General features: G+C 40.3%; 15 protein-coding genes. 9 read left to right on the top strand and 6 right to left on the bottom strand.

The window, feature by feature from the left end:
- The first annotated feature begins 149 nt into the window (after window positions 1–149).
- Entirely contained in the window at window positions 150–4,547 is a 4,398-nt protein-coding gene (locus ABD985_RS15875) for a TIR domain-containing protein (RefSeq protein ID WP_345373414.1), read from the top strand.
- A 133-nt stretch (window positions 4,548–4,680) separates the two neighbouring features.
- The gene (locus ABD985_RS15870; RefSeq protein WP_345373412.1) at window positions 4,681–8,121 is read left to right on the top strand and encodes a pyruvate carboxylase; all 3,441 of its coding nucleotides are present in this window, start codon (window positions 4,681–4,683) and stop codon (window positions 8,119–8,121) included.
- Window positions 8,122–8,172: 51 nt separating this feature from the next.
- On the opposite strand, the gene ABD985_RS15865 is transcribed toward ABD985_RS15870, so the two are convergent.
- Window positions 8,173–9,159, bottom strand: coding sequence for a M48 family metallopeptidase (locus ABD985_RS15865; RefSeq protein ID WP_345373410.1), 987 nt, complete (start codon window positions 9,157–9,159; stop codon window positions 8,173–8,175).
- Window positions 9,160–9,310: 151 nt separating this feature from the next.
- Between ABD985_RS15865 and ABD985_RS15860 the strand changes: the two genes are divergently transcribed.
- Both ABD985_RS15860 and ABD985_RS15855 read left to right on the top strand, forming a co-directional pair.
- A complete protein-coding gene (locus ABD985_RS15860; RefSeq protein ID WP_345373408.1) occupies window positions 9,311–9,958 on the top strand; it encodes a carbohydrate-binding family 9-like protein in 648 nt (215 codons plus the stop codon).
- 375 nt (window positions 9,959–10,333) lie between these two features.
- Window positions 10,334–10,552 carry a hypothetical protein gene (locus ABD985_RS15855; RefSeq protein ID WP_345373406.1) on the top strand — a complete coding sequence of 73 codons (219 nt, stop codon included), beginning with the start codon at window positions 10,334–10,336 and terminating at the stop codon, window positions 10,550–10,552.
- 91 nt (window positions 10,553–10,643) lie between these two features.
- Here ABD985_RS15855 and ABD985_RS15850 read toward each other — a convergent pair whose 3' ends face one another.
- Window positions 10,644–11,624, bottom strand: coding sequence for a bile acid:sodium symporter family protein (locus ABD985_RS15850; protein ID WP_345373405.1), 981 nt, complete (start codon window positions 11,622–11,624; stop codon window positions 10,644–10,646).
- 257 nt (window positions 11,625–11,881) lie between these two features.
- On the opposite strand from ABD985_RS15850, the gene ffh reads away from it, so the two are divergent.
- Entirely contained in the window at window positions 11,882–13,246 is a 1,365-nt protein-coding gene (ffh, locus tag ABD985_RS15845; RefSeq protein ID WP_345373403.1) for a signal recognition particle protein, read from the top strand.
- Window positions 13,247–13,315: 69 nt separating this feature from the next.
- Here the strand turns inward: ffh and ABD985_RS15840 are convergent, their stop codons facing one another.
- Complete coding sequence (locus tag ABD985_RS15840) at window positions 13,316–13,921, bottom strand: hypothetical protein (protein WP_345373401.1); 606 nt, start codon at window positions 13,919–13,921, stop codon at window positions 13,316–13,318.
- A gap of 238 nt (window positions 13,922–14,159) precedes the next feature.
- Window positions 14,160–14,930: a hypothetical protein gene (locus ABD985_RS15835; protein ID WP_345373399.1), complete on the bottom strand. Its 771-nt coding sequence runs from the start codon at window positions 14,928–14,930 to the stop codon at window positions 14,160–14,162.
- 388 nt (window positions 14,931–15,318) lie between these two features.
- Here ABD985_RS15835 and ABD985_RS15830 point away from each other — a divergent pair, with 388 nt between their 5' ends.
- The 4 genes from ABD985_RS15830 to ABD985_RS15815 all read left to right on the top strand — a co-directional run bounded on the left by ABD985_RS15830 (window position 15,319) and on the right by ABD985_RS15815 (window position 18,717).
- Window positions 15,319–16,677, top strand: a complete 1,359-nt coding sequence (locus ABD985_RS15830; protein WP_345373397.1) for a sensor histidine kinase — start codon at window positions 15,319–15,321, stop codon at window positions 16,675–16,677.
- Window positions 16,652–17,344, top strand: a complete 693-nt coding sequence (locus ABD985_RS15825; RefSeq protein WP_345373395.1) for a response regulator transcription factor — start codon at window positions 16,652–16,654, stop codon at window positions 17,342–17,344. Before ABD985_RS15830 ends, ABD985_RS15825 begins: the two co-directional genes overlap by 26 nt.
- A 224-nt stretch (window positions 17,345–17,568) precedes the next feature.
- Window positions 17,569–17,745, top strand: a complete 177-nt coding sequence (locus ABD985_RS15820; protein WP_345373394.1) for a hypothetical protein — start codon at window positions 17,569–17,571, stop codon at window positions 17,743–17,745.
- Between the two features lie 156 nt (window positions 17,746–17,901).
- The gene (locus ABD985_RS15815) at window positions 17,902–18,717 is read left to right on the top strand and encodes a hypothetical protein (RefSeq protein ID WP_345373392.1); all 816 of its coding nucleotides are present in this window, start codon (window positions 17,902–17,904) and stop codon (window positions 18,715–18,717) included.
- A 41-nt stretch (window positions 18,718–18,758) separates the two neighbouring features.
- Here the strand turns inward: ABD985_RS15815 and rimK are convergent, their stop codons facing one another.
- Window positions 18,759–19,670, bottom strand: a complete 912-nt coding sequence (gene rimK, locus ABD985_RS15810) for a 30S ribosomal protein S6--L-glutamate ligase (protein WP_345373391.1) — start codon at window positions 19,668–19,670, stop codon at window positions 18,759–18,761.
- Entirely contained in the window at window positions 19,667–20,137 is a 471-nt protein-coding gene (locus ABD985_RS15805) for an ATP-dependent zinc protease family protein (RefSeq protein WP_345373389.1), read from the bottom strand. Before ABD985_RS15805 ends, rimK begins: the two co-directional genes overlap by 4 nt.
- Window positions 20,138–20,153 lie beyond the last annotated feature (16 nt).

The raw sequence follows: 20,153 nt of genomic DNA, 5'->3' as shown, positions 1-20,153 counted from the left end.
ATGCTGTAAACAGATTCTCTGTTGTTGTTAGCTAACGCAAATATACAAACAAATTATTCTCTCGTTATGCAACCTTGAAAAATCATTCTATCTTTGGGTATGCTCCCTTGCTGCTGAGCATGAATGACTAACAACCAATAATAACTAGAATGCTAAAAACTACTGTAGCTGCTGTATCATCCAAGGATGAGAATCCCTTGCATAAAGATGTTTTTATTTCTTATGGAAGGGCTGAGTCGTTGGCTTTTGTGGCCCGCTTGCATCAACAACTTCGGTTAGAAGGATTGCAGGTATGGTTTGACAAGGTCAATATTCCCCATGGAGAGGATTATCAATTTCGTATTGATCAGGGCATTTGTTTTGCGGATAATTTTTTATTTATCATCGCACCCCACGCACTCCGCTCTACGTATTGCTTGTTGGAATTGCAGAAAGCGATTTCCTTAGGGAAAAGGATTTTTCCTATTCTTCATATTGAGCCTACGCCAGAGGATTGGGAAAAGGCGATCTCTTCTGCCAAAACAAAAGGGAATGAAAAGCAGCAAAAGGAGATAGAACAAGCCATTAAACAACTACAGTCTCTGGACTGGATCTATGCAAGGGAAGAGCAGGGAGAGCCAGAAGCTTATCAGCAATGGCGACAAACCTATGAGAACGAGTGGAAAAAGCATAAGGATCCGGAGTATTTACAGCAATGGAAATGTCCGTTACAATGGAAGCAGGTAGATTCATTTTCTTCTGTCAAGGAGAAGCTGCTACAGGTATTACAAGAAAACAAAGAGGAGGCTAAGATTCATACACAACTCCTACAGCAGGCCTTGAAATGGGAGCAACAGCAAAAGGATCCTCATTTATTGCTGACCGGTAAGGAACGTTCTCAGGCTGAGCAGCTCCTGATTACTCCAAGAGACCAACGTATACATATCACCACTTTATTGCAGGAGTATTTATCGGAGTCTAGAAAGAATGCCGAAAATTGCCTGACGGATGTTTTTCTGGTGACGACAGAGCAGCAACATCTCCCAGTAGAGGCAGAAGTACAGGGATTGTTTTATGAGCAACTCATTACGTTTTGGGTACATACCAAAGATTTAGCAACGGGGGTGCCTTATCAGGAAGCCGTTTTGGAAGGTATTGAAGGAAGTAATGTGGTGCTTTGTTTTATCTCTTCACATACGATACAGTCAGAATTTTGGAAGCAGGAGTTGGAGTATGCTCTTTCTTTGAATAAGAAAGTGGTTCCATTGATGCTTGAGAAACTTCCGGAATCACAACTTCCGACAGTCTTACAATCATTAACCTATATTGACTTTAGAAAGAGTAATTCTCTTCGTTATGAACAAGTATTAAAAGCGATTCAAGAGGATAGACATTACCTGTATCAACATAAGGTTTTACTGACACAGGCCCTCAAATGGGAAAGACAAGGAAAGAATGAAAGTGTATTGCTCAAAGGGTTTAATTTGCAAAATGCTACTTTATGGCAGCAAAGAGGAAGGAAGAGAGATCGAGAACAACCTTTAGAACTACAAGAAGTATTCATTAGTGAAAGTGAGCGATACTCTGGGAAGTTATCCACGGATGTATTTTTATCTTACTCCAGAAGCGACAGTGATTTTACCCGTAAACTTAATGAGCAATTGCAGTATCATGGTCGCTCCACTTGGTTTGATCAGGAAAATATAGCGGCCACAGCAGATTTTGAACAGGAAATCAAAAAGGGTATTCGAGATGCGGACAACTTTGTTTTTGTTATCACCAAGCAGTCGGTCCATAGTCCCTATTGTTTAGATGAGGTGCATTATGCTGAGCGTCAAGGCAAGAGAATCCTAACACTTTTATTGGAAGAGGTTGATCCTTCGGAGCTTCCTAAACCTTTGCAAACCATTCAGTGGATTGATGCCCGTATTGATTTTGACAGGGTTTTTGGGGAATTGCTAAGAGCCCTAAGTGTAGATCAGGAGTATGTTTCTGCTCATGGGTATTGGCAAGGAAAGGCCGTGGAGTGGGAAGAAGCAGGACAGACTGTGGACCATCTATTGCTTGGAGAAGCGCTGCAACGGGGAATAGATTGGCTTGCTCAGGCAAAGGAAGATGGAAAACGACCGGCTCCCACGGACTTACAGGAGTCTTATATTTTGGAGTGTAAGCACTGGGAAGAAAAGAGAAAGGGCAGGGCACGATGGTTACGAAAACTATCGGTCTTTGGAGTAATGGCCCTATTGTTTATGACCATCTTTGGGGCTAAGCAATGGTGGGAGTCCATGGAGCAATTTGAACGCTTGGCTACGGAAGAGGTTTTACGAAAGGCAGAGGCTCTTGAAGAAAAGGACCCTGCCCTTTCGTCGGCACTATCCATGGAGGTATGGAAAGATTATGAGAAAGAAACCGAACATCATCCTTATGCTGAACAGATTAAACACTCCCTTAGTCGTGTGGCAAACAAGCCTATGAAGAAAACGACATTGGTGAGTGATTTTCCTTTTGGAGGGTGTTATTTCACAACATCTGATGGGAAGTTGTTTACCATGCAATACTTGTATAACACATTGGTCCTGACAACATGGGGGCTTGAAGGTGAGCAGCTTACGCAGAACACTTACGCTGTTGATCCTGAGATGGATCAGTTTTATGATATGCCGGAAGGAACATTTCTACTGGGAAAGGAAGGTGAGATGTCAGAGTATAATTTTGCTGGAGAGCTATTGGAGGAAACAGTATCCCAAGAGCGAGAATTAGCCGGGAAAGCACATTTTGAGTCCTATTTCAAGCGATTGAAATATAAGAGTCCTGATCAAGTCTCAGATACACTTCAAACGGCCCAAACCAAAGTTATTGTACAGCAAAAAGACAAGGGTATACAAGTGTCGGTGGAGCAAAAAGACAAGCCAATCTCAACGTTCTCTATAGAAGAAATCAGGCTGAAGAATTTCCAAATATCCTTCAAGGAGAACCGTATCCTCTTTTTTACCTTGGATAAAGAAGTAGTGGTATGGGATATAACAAAAGGGCATTTGAGTACACGTTTTACAATACCTTATAAAGGACAAGAATATAACCCATTTCTAGCGTTCTCTCCAGATGGTAAGCACTTGGCAATGATGTCTGAGAAAACTCATCAGATCTATGTATGGGAAGTTCCTCCCTCCAATTTAAAAATGGATATGAAGCCTGATATCATGCTTCTCCAATTGCCTCACAAGGTGACGGATGCGGCCCTGACGACAGCAGCGGCTTATGTGGCAACTTTCGAAAAAGGATTGGGCACAGGTAATACAACCTATACCAACACTTTTGTAGAGGGGGAAAGTTTGATAGCGGTAGAAGGCAACCTCCAGGGGTTATCCGTTTCTCCTAATGCGCGTTTTTTATTAGGCAACAACTTCAATAAGGAGGTATTAGTTGTAGATCGTGAGAATCAGATACACGCCAAAGTAAAAGGAGAACTGGGGGTATATGGAGAGGATGATTGGCATTATTATACCTTCTACCAAGGAGAACTGTATAAATGGAATACGTTAGGCCAACAGTTGGCCATAAATAAACTTCCCGAAGGATGGGAGAGTCCCTATGCTGTTTCTATGGCAGTGGATGATCGCTTTATGGCAGTTTATAATGGGGAGCAGTCATTACTATTATTCAATCATGAACTTAAACAGTTAGGAAGTGTTCAATTGCCTATCCCGGAAAGATCCAAGTTATTGGATATCAGCGATAAGTATGATATGATCTTGATGGGAGACGGTGAAAAGGTTTATATCATGAACATGAGAGGAGAGTTGTTGGAGGTCCGGGAGTTGTCTGAAACGATCACTGATGCAAAAGTTATTACTGCTGATGCTTTTAAAGTCATTACGCAATCCGCCATTTATCAGAAGACGTTGAATAGCAGTGTTATGAAGAGGATGCAGTCATTAGGTATACTGAATAAGGGATTGGAAAAAGAGGCCCGGGAGTACTCTGCTATGTTTGCGGGTAAACTGAGACATCGTATAGGAGATTCCTTGTATATTAAAAGGGTGATGATCTATGTATTGATAGGTTTTTTAACCTTTATGTTGGCAGGGCAATTGCTTTCGTTTTATGAGCAAAAACGTATAGGAATTCTCTTGCAAACCGCTTGGGTGGGGTTATCGACCTTATTGATTCCGATTTTACAACTGGAGGAACAGACAGAATGGTTGATCTATAAATGGCATCAGGAGGTTTTTTGGTTGATCTATACGCTATGGGCCTTGGTTTGGGTAGCGTATTATTGGAAAAAAGAAATAGCACAACGTAGATTATGGGCTTCTCTTTTGGGAGTAGGTATGCTCTTGCTTATAGGGGGAACAATAGGTTCTGGTAAGCTCTTGCTTTATGAGTGGGGGTACCTTTTGTTTATGGAGAAGGCAGGGCTGTTACTCTTGTGGCAACTGCCATTGATTTTGACTAAGTATCTATGGGAACGAAAGAAGGTGAAGGCATTTTGGATTTCCTTTGGGATATATATAGTGGTTATGGTTCCTTTCTTGCTAGATGGATTGGGGGGAATTATATATAATTAAGCTTGGGTTTATCGGTTATTGTTTATCGCTTATTGTTCATAATTTATAAACGATAAGCGATAACCGATAAACAATAAGCGATACGCAATAAACAACAACCAATTACAACTGATAAACTTAAACACAATTCACAATGCAATTTAAAAAACTATTGGTGGCTAACCGTGGCGAGATTGCTATCCGTATTATGCGGGCGGCAACAGAGCTGGGAATCCGTACGGTAGCCATTTACACGCATGAAGACCGCTACTCAGTACACCGTTTCAAGGCAGATGAGGCCTATGAGGTTGGTGGGGAGGAAGAGGCACTAAAACCTTATTTGGATATTGAGACCATTATTGCACTGGCCAAAAGGGAGGGAGTAGATGCCATCCATCCAGGATATGGATTTCTTTCGGAGAATGTCACTTTTGTACGTCGATGCGAGGAAGAAGGAATCACGTTTGTAGGACCTTCTGCGGAGAGTATGGATAATCTGGGAGATAAAATTGCTGCGAAAAAAGTGGCTCGTCTCGCTAAGGTTCCTGTGATTGAGGATAGTAAAGTAGATCTATCAGAGGAAGTAGCTGCTGCTGAAGCCCAGCGTATTGGGTATCCGGTAATCCTAAAGGCGGCTGCTGGTGGAGGAGGTAGAGGTATGCGAGTGATCCGTGATGAGAAGAGCTTGCTACAGGCATTGAAGGAAGCGAGTGGGGAAGCCGCTAAGGCATTTGGCGATGCGACCATTTTTATGGAGAAGTTTATTGAGCGTCCTAAGCATATTGAGGTGCAGATCCTGGCCGATAAGCACGGAGATATGGTTCACCTTTATGAGCGTGATTGCTCGGTACAGCGTCGCTTTCAGAAAGTAGTGGAGGTGGCACCTGCAACCACACTTTCCCAATCGACCCGACAAAAGCTTTATGACTATGCGCTGTCGATTTGTAAACAGGTTAATTATTACAATGCAGGTACCGTAGAGTTTCTGGTAGATGAAGAGGAGAATATCTACTTTATTGAGGTCAACCCAAGGGTACAGGTAGAGCATACGATTACGGAAGAAATCACCGGGGTGGATATTGTGAAATCTCAGATTCTAATTGCAAGAGGAGAGAGACTTCATGAGGAGACTGTGGGGATTCCTGTACAGGAGGCGATCCCTTGTAATGGTGTAGCATTGCAATGTCGTATTACGACGGAAGACCCTGAAGCGAACTTTAAGCCAGACTTTGGACGTGTGCATGAGTACCGTAATGCAGGTGGGTATGGGATCCGTTTGGATGAAGGAAATATCTATCCGGGAGCCAAGATCTCTCCTTTCTTTGATTCTATGTTGGTGAAGATTTCTGCCCGAGGAGAAACATTGGAGAAAGCCAGTAAACGCATGATGCGTACCCTGAAAGAGTTTAGGGTAAGGGGAGTAAAAACGAATATCGGCTTCTTGCAAAATGTGATTGCCCATGAGACTTTTGTCAAGGGAGAAGCTACCGTGAAGTTTATTGAGCAACATCTGGAACTCTTTAAAATCCCGAGAATCTTTGATAGCGCAACAAATACCTTGAAGTACATTGCTGATGTGATTGTCAATGGTAACCCTGATGTGAAATATGTAGATTCCTCTAAGATATTCCGCACACCAAAAGTTCCTTTGTTTGACACTTCGCAACCGATTGCGAAAGGAACGAGGGATCAGTTATTGGAGATGGGGCCGGAACGTTTCGTGCAAATGATCAAGGATGACCCTAAAATTCATTATACAGATACCACGTTTAGGGATGGACATCAGTCGCTTCTTGCAACCAGAGTACGAACCAAGGATATGTTGGCCGTAGCGGAGAGTTTTGCGAGAAACCATCCGGAAGTTTTCTCTATGGAAGTATGGGGAGGGGCTACCTTTGATGTATGCCTTCGTTTTTTGAAAGAAAATCCATGGGACAGATTAAAAGAATTGCGAAAGGCAGTTCCGAATATTCTTTTCCAAATGCTCTTTAGAGGCTCCAATGGGGTAGGGTATAAAGCTTATCCAGATAACCTTATTGAGAAGTTTATAGAGAAGTCTTGGGAATCAGGTATTGATGTCTTCCGTATCTTTGATTCTCTAAACTGGATAGAAGCCATGAAGGTCAGTATCCGCACAGTTAGGGAACGAACGGGAGGTATTGCTGAGGCAGCCATCTGTTATACCGGAGATATCAGTAACCCAGATAATCAAAAATATACTTTACAGTATTATCTGGACCTGGCAAGACAATTGGAAGATGAGGGGGCACATATGTTGGCCATCAAGGATATGGCCGGGCTACTTAAGCCTTATGCGGCAACGGAGCTGATTACAGAGCTGAAAAAAGTAATTGACATCCCAATTCATTTGCATACCCATGATACCGCTTCTATTCAATCAGCCACCTATCTGAAGGCGATTGAGGCAGGGGTGGATGTGATTGATGTAGCTTTGGGGGCTATGTCAGGATTGACATCCCAACCAAACTTCAATTCAGTGGCCGCCTTTATGCAGGGACAACCTAGGGAAAGGGCCGTGAACCTGAAATCCCTGAATGCCTTCTCTAATTATTGGGAGGATGTTCGGGAGTATTACTATCCATTTGAGTCGGAGATGAAGAGTGGCTCAGCGGAAGTGTATGAGCATGAGATTCCGGGCGGACAGTACTCTAATCTTCGTCCACAGGCGAGAGGCTTAGGGTTGGAAGAGCAATTTGATACAATCAAGAAGAACTATGCCGTAGCGAATCAGCTGTTTGGAGATATTGTTAAGGTAACGCCAAGCTCCAAAGTGGTAGGGGATTTTGCGATGTTTATGACCTCCAATCAGTTATCGGAAAATGATATTGTAACCACAGGAAATAACCTTTCTTTCCCGGACTCTGTGAAGAGTTTGTTCCGAGGAGAGTTGGGACAACCGCATGGAGGCTTTCCAAAGGAACTACAAGAAATGATTCTAAAAGGGGAAATACCTTTTACGGATCGTCCGAACAGACATCTGACACCTATTGATTTTGACAGTGAGTTCAAAGAGTTTCAGGCAACGTTTGGTGAGCATTTTGATTTTCTGGATTTCTTGTCATTTCAACTATATCCTAAGGTATTTACTGACTATAAGAGTCATCTGGACCTATTTGGGGACTTGTCTTTCCTTCCCACCACTACGTTCTTCTATGGGATGCAACCAGGGCAGGAAATACAGTTCGAGCTGAAAAAGGGTAAGACCATTCTGATTAAGTTGATTTATGTGACAGACCCTAATGAGGATGGTTTAAGACAGGTAGCCTTTACGTTGAACGGTAAAAACCGACAGGTATGGGTGAAGGATAAAAATGCTTCCACTACTAAAGTCAACCATGCAAAAGCTGATCATAGTAATGAATTGGAAGTGGGTTCTCCTTTGCAAGGGAAGATAGCAGAAGTATTGGTGAAAGAAGGACAAGAGGTGACTGAAAATACGCCTTTGTTTGTGATTGAAGCCATGAAAATGGAATCGACGGTAACGTCGATTACTTCAGGAAAAGTAGCTTCTATTATCCTTAAGGCAGGGACTTTGGTGGAGCAGGATGATTTAGTAATCCGACTGGTCAATTAATTTTTAATGAAGAGTGAAGAATTTTATTCTTCACTCTTCATTCTTCATTTCTCATTTTTTCAAAAAGTCTCCTAAGAAGTCTTTGGCCTTACCAAAAGTTTCCTGGGCTTGTCCTACAATGGGGTCAGTTACTTTTTTGATATCTTCTTTGTAGCCTTCGGCTGCTTTTCCTGCAGCATCCTTCCATTCTTCACTGCTGGCATGGGCATAGTCTCCTCTCAATAAAGCGTCATACTCTCCTTTCTGTACCCATTTCAAAAGCTCATTGAGACGAGATACAGGGAATGGATGCGTTTTCCATACCGTATTCATAAACTTATGCATAGTATCTCCAACGCTATTTGCATTTTCGTATTCCTCTGCTTGCTTAATGAACTCTCCCAGATTCATTTGGTCTAAATGATTTCCTCCGGCAAATTTCATAAGCAGATTGATGGATACTTCAGGATTTTGCACGACCAATAAGCCTGCACGATCAGCACTCAATTCGCTTTTTCTATCCCATTCCATTAGGGCGGCAATAATAGCTTTGACAGCCACGGCACTCAATGGAATACTACTTAACATCGTAGAGAAATTAACCAATAATACCAAAAGTGTCTTGTATAATACATGTCCACTGATGATATGTCCTAGCTCGTGACCTATAATAGCTTTGATCTCTTCATCACTCATTGTACTGATGATGCTGGAGTTAAGGGTGATAAAAGGGTTATCCACACCTACAGCACCGGCATTGAGAATAGGGCTCTGAGAAACAAATAACTCAGGACGTTGTTGTACGTCCAAAATCTCACAACACTCCACATAGAGTTTATGTAGATGAGTAAACTGTCGCTCATTAACTCTAACAGCGGAGGCTAATGTAGAAAAACGCAGCGATTGCTCGGTTGTTTTACCCATTAGGGTTTGTATCAAGGTATCAAGCCCTGGGATTTTTTTCAATGCTTGTAAGGCAGCCCTGTCTGCAGGGTGCTCCCAGGCAGCAGAAGGAATATCTTTGAAGATAACTTTTGTTTTAACGGGTTTGTCATTCATAATGATTTCTATTGCGTGTTATGTCTGGAATATTATTGTATTATATCTGGAATATTTAATACATAAAGACGTTATTTGTGAGGAAAGGTTATATCCTTATTGAAGGTAAATATAATTTTTAAGAATCGACTAGGAAGTAGACCAATTAACGATGAGCATGAAAAAACTAGTGGCAAATCAATTACCAGAAGCGTACTCTACCCTTGAAGCTGTAAAAAGTTACCTTTCTACTCAAGAGACATTCCATTCTATTTCGGAAGTCAATTGGCGAAAGGACTTTCCCTACGCTCCCCTTGTGAGTTTCCAAATTGCTTGGAGTAAGGAAGGGCTATACCTGTACTATCGTGTAGAAGAAAAGCATATTAAAGCAGTCCATACATCCTATAATGAACCAGTCTATAAGGATAGTTGTGTGGAGATGTTTATTTCTCCTTTAGGAAATGAGGAGTATTATAACTTTGAGTTCAATTGTATTGGCAATATCCTGGCAGGAAAGAAGCTTCGTGATGAAAAAGCACGTTTTACAGAGCAAGAGCTGTCATTTATTGAAACGTTGTCCTCTTTACCCAAAGGAAAGACTATAGATAATCAAGCGGGAGGTCGTTGGGATCTTACCATTTTTATTCCGTCTTGGTTGATTCAAAAGGAAGAGCTAAAACAAGGTGAACTATTGAAGGCTAATTTTTACAAATGTGGAGATGCCTTGACTCCCTCTCACTATTTAAGCTGGAGTCCTATTAATACCTCCAAACCATCTTTTCATCAGCCCCAGTTCTTTGGGGAAGTAATCTTGAATTAACACAGTTGTTGAATCGTTGAATCGTTGAATTAAGCTTTGCTCGTTGAATCGAGTTGAACTGTTGGTTGAAATATTTAATAACATTCATTCAATCAACAGTTCAACTCGATTCAACTCATCGGAGATGAAATTCAACAATTCAACGATTCAACTTTTTAAGGAACTTCTTAGGTATGTCCAATGTTGAAAAGCTGAAAATACAAACATCCCTGTAACTAGCGATATTGAATTATGGAAAAGTCCTGCTTTTCAGTTATTTCAATAAGATTTCACAGGGTTTCTATTTGCATTTTAGCATTAATTCAATTAATATATTAGGAATTATTTATAAAATCCTATAATTATTTAAGCTAACTGCAATAAACTAGAATGGATATGTCGTCGAATACAATGTTTAGTAGTGACTGGAAAAAGTGGGTTGCTTTTGAAGGTATTAAGTTAACAGCCAAAGCGCTTTATGGAAGAAGGGGAGAGTATAAAGTAACTGATTCCGAGATTGAGATTATCTATCATAAATTGAAAGAGATGCGAGAACTGGGGATATTGGATGAGGTGTCAGAAAGAAAGGTATACGAGAGTGTTTTGTTTATGTAAGAGGGATATTGTAGACCCTTGCGTCACGCAAGGGTTCATGAATGTAGTATAGTTACACGCTTGTTTTATGAGCAGCCACTGTATATACCACTTACGGCTTTGTGGGAGAAGAGACTTCTTTCCCACTATTTTTTTGTCCATACTTTTCTGCGAGTAAGCTGACATAAAACAACTGGAAAGCATGGTAGAGCATAATGGGAACAAGGTAGAGTCCGGCATAAGGCATTCCTGTAAAAAGGACATTGGAGAAGACCGTTCCATGTACCAAAGACTTTTTAGAGCCACAGAATTGTGCTGTGATCTGGTCACTCAAGCTAAAACCAAGTCGCTGACTGAACCATTTGCTGATACCCATCACCAAGAAGAAGAGTATAATGACAGTACCTCCCAGAGAAAGTAGTGTACTCCATGGAATATCCTGAAATAACCCCTCCGAAAAAGAACGTCTAAAACTATTGTAGACGATCATTAGAATAATCCCCTTGTCAAAACGCCTTAAGGCATTCTTATACTTTTCAGCCCACATTTTGCCATAACGATGAAGCCCCAATCCCAATAAAACAGGAAACAGTACCTGTAAAAAGAGCTTTAGGAATATAGTTCCAAAGGCCATATCCCCATGACTTCCACTTAAAAATAACGCCATCCAAAGTGGTGTCGCAATCATACCAATAAGCCCGGAGATACTGGCGTTGAAAATAGCACCAGGGACATTTCCCTTGGCGATAGAAACCATTACTACCGAAGAAGAAACCGTGGAAGGTAAGGCCGCTAGATAGAACAAGGCCGTCCAATAAGGAAAGTACTCCTCTGTTTTCATCCAGGGATACAACAGAAGCACCAGTATTGGGAAAAGTAAGAAGGTTGTGGTCTGTACCAATAGATGCAGCTTCCAGTTACTTAAACCGACCTTAAGCTGAGAAGGAGAAAGTTTGAGGCCATAAAAAAAGAAAATACCAGCAATGCCATAGGTACTAATGCTGTCTAATGGAAGGTAAGTGCCTATCTCGGGAAGAAAGTATCCCAAGACAATCATCAGTAGTAAGAGTAGTATAAATTTGTCGAGTTTCATAGGACTAAAATAAGGGTGCAATTGGATTATTGGAAGACTAATTTAACTTTTCTTCTTATTTAGATGGGTGGAAGTGGCTTTATTTAATTGGAATTCTCTTTTATTCATGATAATTTTACCCGTTAGAGTAGCATTTTATCAATAGTTAGGGTTGAAATCTTTTATTTCTCCTGAATATTGGTAAAATACGGAGGGGAATCCCAAAGATATTCTCAAAGTTAATTAGTCAATTATCTAATTATTTAGTCACAACATATATGTTTGATAATTTAAGTGATAAGCTGGACCGTGCCGTCAAGAACCTGAAGGGTGAAGGTCGAATTAGTGAAATCAACGTTGCTACAACGGTTAAGGAAATCAGAAAGGCATTATTGGATGCCGACGTAAACTTTAAGATCGCTAAGCAAATTACGAACGAGATTCGTGAGGAAGCGTTAGGATCTAATGTATTGACTGCCGTTTCTCCAGGCCAAATGTTCACTAAGATTGTTAGCGACAAGCTGACAGATCTAATGGGAGGAGAGATGACTCCTTTCCGTCCAACAGGAACGCCTGCTGTGGTGTTGATCGCTGGTTTGCAAGGTTCTGGTAAAACCACTTTTACAGGTAAGTTAGGTCTTCGACTTAAGAAGCAAGGTAAGCAAGTATTGCTAGTAGCCTGTGACGTTTATCGTCCTGCCGCTATTGACCAGTTGGAGACACTGGGAGAGCAAACAGGCGTAGAAGTATATACCGAGAGAGAAAATAAGAATCCGGTAGAGATTGCTCAGAATGCGATTGCACATGCTAAGAAAACAGGGAAGAGCATGGTGATCGTCGATACAGCGGGTCGTTTGGCTGTTGACGAGCAAATGATGAAGGAGATCGAAGCGGTTAAGCAAACGATCGAGCCTTCAGAGACCTTGTTCGTTGTAGACTCTATGACAGGTCAGGATGCGGTGAATACGGCAAAGACTTTTAATGAGCGTCTAAACTTTGATGGTGTTGTACTGACAAAGTTGGATGGTGATACGCGTGGTGGTGCTGCCCTGTCGATTCGTCGTGTGGTAGAGAAGCCAATCAAGTTTATTTCCCTTGGGGAGAAACTGGAAAATACGCTGGAGGAATTCCACCCAGATCGTATGGCTCAGCGTATCCTTGGTATGGGTGACGTAGTGACCTTGGTAGAAAAGGCACAACAGGCATTCGACGAGCAGGAAGCACAGCGTCTGAACAAGAAACTTCGTAAGAATCAGTTTGACCTGAATGACTTGCTATCTCAGATCCAGCATATCAAGAAAATGGGTGATTTGAAAGACCTGATTTCTATGGTTCCTGGTATGAACAAGATGGTGAAAGATACAGAGATCGATGAGAATGCCTTTAAGCCAGTAGAGGCAATTATTTACTCTATGACTCCTCAGGAACGTACGGCTCCTGAAATTATCGACAACCGTCGTAAGAAAAGAATTGCTAATGGTTCAGGAACGTCTGTTCAGCAAGTAAACAACCTTTTGAAGCAGTTCAATGAGATGCGTAAGACGATGAAGAAAATTAACCGCATGACAGGTGGTGGTACTGGAGGTAGTAAAGCTGCCAAAGGTGGAAAAGGTGGATTGAAATCTCGTTTATTGAAACGATAAATTGATACACATCATAAAAAAGGGGAGCCTATGACTAGGCTCCCCTTTTTTATTCTAAAATAAAATCAATTAAGCATAGATTTTAGAAATATACCATTGTTCGCCCACTTTCGTAATCTCTATATTCTGTGACCAAGCACAATCTTTACCACAAGTAAACGAATAACTTAAATAGCCAATATCCATATTTTCGTTAAAAGCAATACGGCTAAGGATAAGTACCCCAAATACTTTCTGCTGTCCTACAACAGGGTGGAATAGCTTGTGTTCATAGGTATTCTGCAGTTCTTCTAATGTGATTATATTGATTTCTACTTCCTTGTTTTGAAAAGGACTAGATAACTTTCGGGAAGAAATATCTTTCTCCAGAAAAGGGCTAAAATTTATTTCTTCTTCTATATAAGAAGTGCGACCATTTCCTTCGTGAACTTTTCTATTGATATCTGATCTTAACTCAATCGATGTGTGGAGGTAGTCAATGATATACAAGGCTGCTCGCTGACCTGATTCGGTGTCATTAACGAGCATTTGATCCATATCTGTAATAAAAGGGATAATATCTTGGATTGCTTGATGTTCTTCTACAAAATATGAGTCTTGCTCATATGGAGAGCAACTTGTTACAAGAAAAAAAAGTGTTGCTGTAAGTAGTGATTGCCAAAAAGTAACTTTCATAGAAGTTATGTTATAACCAGTTAATTTGAATTATGGAATAGAATAATAGTCGCTAATAAGTGTATAATAGATACTTTTATAGTGGCTATTTGATCTTGTTGTTTTTATACAATAAGGGTGATTTTTGTGATTATAACAAGGTATTTTATGAAATTTCGGTTATAGTTTATCGGTTATCGCTTAGATAGTCTTAATGAAAAAATAAACGATAAGCGATAAACAATAACCGATAAACTATTTAGTCATACTTCTTGATGATTCTGAACTTCTTCTTCTGTTCCTGATGAGGTTTATCCATGCTGAAGGTTTCTTCTTTTACACTGCCATCTTGTAAGAGCACCTTAGCATTGACTTCCATTTTTTGGTCTTTAATCATAATACTAAGGTCTGAAATCTCCTTGAAGTCTTCTCCATACTTTTCCTTTATCTTTTGTAGGATAACTCCCTCTTCTTCCGGTGCTTCTGGAGCTCCCGGTATTCCTTTCATCACTTCGATATGTTGTGCGTCCCCATCAACATTTTCCTTGATGATGATGATTTTGTTATGCTGCTGCTCTGTCTCATCCAGTTTGATTTCAATAGTCTCTTCATGGGTGTGTACTCCATCAGTAGAATCGCTGTTAGATACCCAAATCATATGATGAGGGGCTTCTTCAGAAGATGCTGTGAAGTCAGTAGCGGCTAATGTCTTGAATTCCTCCATGGTCCATACTTTTTGCATTGTTACTTCTTCACCACTTTTCATCAATGCTTTATAGTCTATACGAACACCATCTTCATCAAACTCGACATCCATGTCGACAACCTTTTCTACTTCTCCCTTTAGCTCTTCGAATAGGGTTTCATTGTTTAAGAAATAAATAAGGTTTTGATCATCTCCCTCTTTAAAATCAGCAACAGCCACTCGCATATTGCTGATATTCTCTTTTTGTACGGGAGTAAGGTCATCATTTCCTTGACAGCTTACCATTGCTGAAAGCAGCATTCCCGATAATATAAGGTTTCTCATATTCGTCTGTGTTTTTGTGGTAAATGAAAAATTACGTGTGATTATGGGAGGCAATCTAGTCTATATCCTATCAAAAATGAGTTAAAAGCAGGTTAAACAAGGTTAACTAAGGTTAAGACTTATTTACAATTGATGGAAGGGCTGTATCTTGGGATAAGTTATGAGTCCATAACCATCAGCGCTGTTGAATCGTTGAATCGTTGAATTTCACCTTCGGTGAGTTGATTCGAGTTGATATGTTGTATGAGTATCCTATATCAATCAACAGTTCAACTCGAATCAACGAGCGAAGCTCAATTCAACGATTCAACGATTCAACAGCGCTAGCTGCTAATATGATAGTTGAGGATTCAGCTTTACCTAATAAGCAATTAATTTACAAGAATAGATGAAGCAAAAGATCTACATACTCTTGTTGCTAACATGCATCACCTTGTTAGGAACCTTCCTATTTCAGGCTCACTGGCTTTTGCAGCATTATCGATCAATTCAGTCACAGTTGGAACGAGAGATTGGAGGTGCGGTAACTATAGCTACAGAACAGGCCATGGGGGAGTCTGCGATTACATTACTGACAACTATAGATGGGGAGCTAGAATATGTTGTAAAGCCTTACTTGTTAGGAAAGAAAAAAAGCGTAGAGGGAGGAGAGCTTCTTCCTCAGATTAAGATAGAGCGATTAGCAGGAAGGGCCTGGCATACGAAAGTAGATACTCTCCTTCGTCAGGAGATGGAGAAAATAGGTATTACATCTTTTGCTTATACGTATTATGATGCCCATAAGGGGGGATTGGTGTTATCGACGACTTTTCCTTTAGAAGATTTTGAAGGGGAGCAATTTGAATATGCCCTGAGTGCACAAACGGTTGGACTTCCTAATAAGTTGACGGTTCTGATACCGGGAAAGCAACAAATTGCATTGGAAAGAATGCTGGGAAGTGTAGCAGGAGCGACCACCCTGACCTTCTGTACGGTGTTTAGTTTACTATATGCACTGCGGTTAATTTTCAGTCAAAAGAAAGTATCGGAGATGCGACGGGACTTTATTAATAATTTGACACACGAGTTTAAAACGCCTATTGCAACAGTTTCATTAGCCTTGGAAGCCTTATTGAAGTTTGATATTCGAAAAGATGATCAAAAGACAGTGCAATACTTAGAGATGGCACAAAAGGAAAATAAACGACTTGGAGTGATGGTGCAAAAAGTATTGAACATAGCAGCTTCCGAAAAGGGGACCCTTAGGTTGCAACTGGAGCCTTTGGAGATGCATCAACTGTTGGAAGAGGTGTTTTCTCAGTTGAAAATTCAGGTAGAAGAGTATGGAGGTTCCCTGACTTGGGAGTTTGTTAGGGTACCTATCTGGGTTTATGGAGATGCTATTCACCTTTCTAATGTAATGAGTAATTTATTAGATAATGCATTGAAATATAGTGTGAAGCAGCCTGAGATTAAGGTGCGTACAACCATACATCAGAATGAATTGCTTATTTCAGTGGAGGATACCGGAATTGGTATAGAGAAGGAGTATATAGGCCAAGTATTCGATAAATTTTTTAGGGTTCCTACAGGAGATATTCATAATGTTAAAGGGTTTGGTCTGGGCTTGAGTTATGCGGCCATGGTGATACAGCGTCATATGGGAGAGATTACAGTGAATAGTGAAGTAGGGAAGGGAAGTGTATTTACCATTCATTTACCGTTATTGAAACAAAGAATAGATGAAAAAGAAATTATTGATTGTTGAAGATGACCCTTATTTAGGGTTTTTAGTGAAAGAGTTGTTTGAAAGTAAAGGGTATGAAGTGGTACTTAAAGAGAATGGAGTAGATGGTACTCAGGCATTTTTTATAGCACAACCGGACTTATGTATACTGGATGTCATGCTTCCTGATAAGGATGGTTTTACGCTGGCAAAAGAGATTCGAGCAGTGAATCAGCAGATACCGATTATTTTCCTTACGGCAAAAACCATGACGGAGGACGTAGTCAAAGGATTTAAAATAGGGGGGAATGATTATGTTAAAAAGCCATTTAGTATGGAAGAGTTGTTGGTTAGGGTAGATGCATTATTGGCAAGGAACAAAGGACAATCCTTACCGTTAGGAGGGCAAGACAAATCATATACATTAGGCAATGTGCTTTTCAATTATCACTTTCAGGAACTGCAAATGGGAACGGAAACTATTTCTCTTACCCCTAGAGAAGCAGAGTTGTTAAAGATGTTGAGTGATAATCTGCAAGAGGTTGTCAGCCGTAAGCTGATCCTTATGCAGTTGTGGGGGGATGACTCCTTCTTTAATGGGAGAAGTCTTGATGTATTTATGGCGAAGCTAAGGAAACGATTGAAAAAAACAGATGTAATTGTACAGACTATTCGAGGAGAAGGGTATCGTTTACTTGTCAAAGAATAATTTTCATAAAAATGAAACAAATCCTATATCTGTAGGTATGAAAGAATTTTTTTCTTTTAATCAGAAGTGAGCTATTTATTTTTTTCAAGGATATAAAAGTAGGTGTAAATACATTCTCTTCTTATGTAGCTTTTGAGCGTTGTTACGAGTTTTGCGAATTGGTGAATGCATTGGTTTTGAATACTTTTGTTTCATCACATAGCAATAAACGAACCGTTAGAATCATGACAGCAATACAAAAACATACACAAAACCATATTCAGGTATTATTGGCTTCTAAAGGGATAGAGGACTTATTAAAGTTATACAATGAGGAAATTGAGAAAGGAGCTCACTTTAGAAATCAACAGTTTTTTGAAGCGTTATGTACGGAGTTGGGACGAAGAGCGACCAATATATAAAGACTAAAAAGGAAAGGATCTTTTGAGATTGTTTCCCTTTTTTTTTGAGCTATTTTCGATCCTTTATACTAGAATGGTACGTGAGTCGTTTTGAAAGTGAAATGAATTTTTCAGCACCCAATTTGGATAACCAAAAACGATAACTCAAATACTGTTATGTACTACGTACGTTTATTAGCTCTATTCATAGTGATAGGTATGCCATCAAAGGATACCTATGCACAATTATTTACTGTCCTTAATGTAGAAGGAGAACCAAAAATTGGAGAAAGGATTATACATAGAGGGACACAGTTATATCTAACAACAGCAGTGTCTTTTTTTTCACCCAATGAAAAGTTGATAGCGATTGCCGATAATGGTCATATGGTATTGCTCTCAGCGTTATCCTCTAACTTCGAAAATGAAAAAGTTACCCTCAGCTGTAAAACTGATGGAGTACTTCGACAGGTTTCAGGTGATCCCTTACCTGAAAACGATATGATGGAAGACCTGACAGGAAGAGGAACAAGCTTACAGCCTCATCGAAAAGCTGTTTTTGGAGAGCTGTCAGTACCCTTACTATGGCCAGGTTTTGAAAGTACAGACTTCTCTATATTCTTTATTACCTACACTTATCGTGGACAGAAGATTCATAAAGATTTACAGTATGATGGAGAAAACCTGCTATTGAATTCTAATATTTTAACCGTAAGAGGAGAAGTTATTCGTCCGGAAGAGGCTTTAAATATGACCTTGAAGTACATCGACCTGACGACCAATAAGGTGACTAATGTGACGAAACTCTATCTGTCTTTTGTAGAAAAGGAAAGGGTGATTCATGAAATAAAGGCGATGGTAGATTATTGTAGCTGGTTGAAGGGACAAGAGAAATACTTGCAACTGACCTATTTATACTTACAGCTTTATTATGGGGAACCATCAATCCCTCAGGTAGAAACATTGTTACAGGAAGCAGTCAATATACAGTAGTATAAAGTAAGTTTGCGGGAAACCGCAAACTTACTAACCTTTTAGGCGCCAACCTTATCCTTTTTGCTACGGTCGTCTTTATGAATGTTATCTTCAATAAACTTGACGATTTTTCCAGCAATATCAATACCTGTAACAGTTTCGATACCTTCCAGTCCGGGAGAAGAATTGACTTCAATAACCAATGGTCCTCTTTCAGCACGGAGCATGTCTACTCCAGCGATAGATAAGCCCAATGCTTTAGCGGCTTTTACTGCGGCTGATTTTTCGGCGCGAGTTAGCTTGACGATTTCACCTTTTCCACCACGGTGAATGTTGGAACGGAATTCCCCTTCACCACCTTGACGTTTCATGGCTCCTACAACCTCATTTCCTACGACAAAAGCTCTTAGATCAGCCCCCTTGGCTTCTTTGATAAACTCTTGTACAATGATATTGGCTTGTAAGCCATAGAATGCTTCCATTACGGATTTGGCCGCACTCTTGGTTTCAGCTAGTACAACGCCCAGTCCTTGTGTACCTTCAATAAGTTTGATGATCAACGGAACTCCACCTACATGCTCAATCAAGCTCTGGATATCACTCGGGTGCTTGGCAAAAGCCGTTTTTGGAATGCCAATACCATGCTTGGCCAAAATTTGCATACTTCTGAGTTTATCTCTGGAACGTACGAGTGCCAAGGAGCTTAGGGTCGTAAATACTTTAGCCATCTCAAACTGTCGAACCATCGCACTACCATAAAAGGTAACGGAAGCACCAACTCTTGGAATGATAGCGTCTACACTATCAATCAATTCTTTCCCAACATGGACCTGAGGGTCCCCACTCTCAATGACCATATAGCTTCTGGTGTGGTCGATTAGTACGGCTTCGTGACCAGCAGCTTCTATAGCTTCAAGTAGTCTTTTAGTGGAATAAAGTTCTTTTCCTCTGGATAAGACTGCAATTTTCATAAGGATGTTTCTGTTTGCTTTTTCTTGAATGATAAATTATTCTTGGATACGTCTACGAGGAAATTCTTCTTGAGTAATCGTTTTCCTAATAGAATAGGGAACTTCATCTTTTCCCGATCAGCCAAGGTAAACTCTGTTTCAAATCGCTGACCAAATAATTCTACTTCAGTGGTAATGACGTATCGATAATCCGCAACGCCGGAAGAACTTCGGACCTTTCTTTCTTCAAACTTATTCGTACGAAACTCCTTTCCATTGTATTGTTTGTGGCTAGGGTCTAATAATTGAAAGCAGATAAATTCCTCTCCATCTTTCTCCACTAGTTTTACCCTATGACAATGAATTGCTGAAGTCTCAGCTCCTGTGTCAATTTTACAGGGAATATCAGCAAGATCAAAGCTTGGTAAGTCCACATGATCGGTACTTCCGATCAATAACTTCTCCTTCTGTTTGGTTGTTTTCTTCATATGCTTTTGGCTATCC

Source organism: Algivirga pacifica (genome assembly GCF_039543525.1).
GTDB lineage: Bacteria > Bacteroidota > Bacteroidia > Cytophagales > Flammeovirgaceae > Algivirga > Algivirga pacifica.
Note: the sequence above shows the minus strand (reverse complement) of the source record. Positions and strands in the feature narration are given on the sequence as shown.

Coding starts and splice junctions, on each gene's coding strand:
- ABD985_RS15875 (WP_345373414.1), top strand. CDS start 150: ATGCTAAAAACTACTGTAGCTGCTGTATCATCCAAGGATGAGAATCCC.
- ABD985_RS15870 (WP_345373412.1), top strand. CDS start 4,681: ATGCAATTTAAAAAACTATTGGTGGCTAACCGTGGCGAGATTGCTATC.
- ABD985_RS15865 (WP_345373410.1), bottom strand. CDS start 9,159: ATGAATGACAAACCCGTTAAAACAAAAGTTATCTTCAAAGATATTCCT.
- ABD985_RS15860 (WP_345373408.1), top strand. CDS start 9,311: ATGAGCATGAAAAAACTAGTGGCAAATCAATTACCAGAAGCGTACTCT.
- ABD985_RS15855 (WP_345373406.1), top strand. CDS start 10,334: ATGTCGTCGAATACAATGTTTAGTAGTGACTGGAAAAAGTGGGTTGCT.
- ABD985_RS15850 (WP_345373405.1), bottom strand. CDS start 11,624: ATGAAACTCGACAAATTTATACTACTCTTACTACTGATGATTGTCTTG.
- ffh (WP_345373403.1), top strand. CDS start 11,882: ATGTTTGATAATTTAAGTGATAAGCTGGACCGTGCCGTCAAGAACCTG.
- ABD985_RS15840 (WP_345373401.1), bottom strand. CDS start 13,921: ATGAAAGTTACTTTTTGGCAATCACTACTTACAGCAACACTTTTTTTT.
- ABD985_RS15835 (WP_345373399.1), bottom strand. CDS start 14,930: ATGAGAAACCTTATATTATCGGGAATGCTGCTTTCAGCAATGGTAAGC.
- ABD985_RS15830 (WP_345373397.1), top strand. CDS start 15,319: ATGAAGCAAAAGATCTACATACTCTTGTTGCTAACATGCATCACCTTG.
- ABD985_RS15825 (WP_345373395.1), top strand. CDS start 16,652: ATGAAAAAGAAATTATTGATTGTTGAAGATGACCCTTATTTAGGGTTT.
- ABD985_RS15820 (WP_345373394.1), top strand. CDS start 17,569: ATGACAGCAATACAAAAACATACACAAAACCATATTCAGGTATTATTG.
- ABD985_RS15815 (WP_345373392.1), top strand. CDS start 17,902: ATGTACTACGTACGTTTATTAGCTCTATTCATAGTGATAGGTATGCCA.
- rimK (WP_345373391.1), bottom strand. CDS start 19,670: ATGAAAATTGCAGTCTTATCCAGAGGAAAAGAACTTTATTCCACTAAA.
- ABD985_RS15805 (WP_345373389.1), bottom strand. CDS start 20,137: ATGAAGAAAACAACCAAACAGAAGGAGAAGTTATTGATCGGAAGTACC.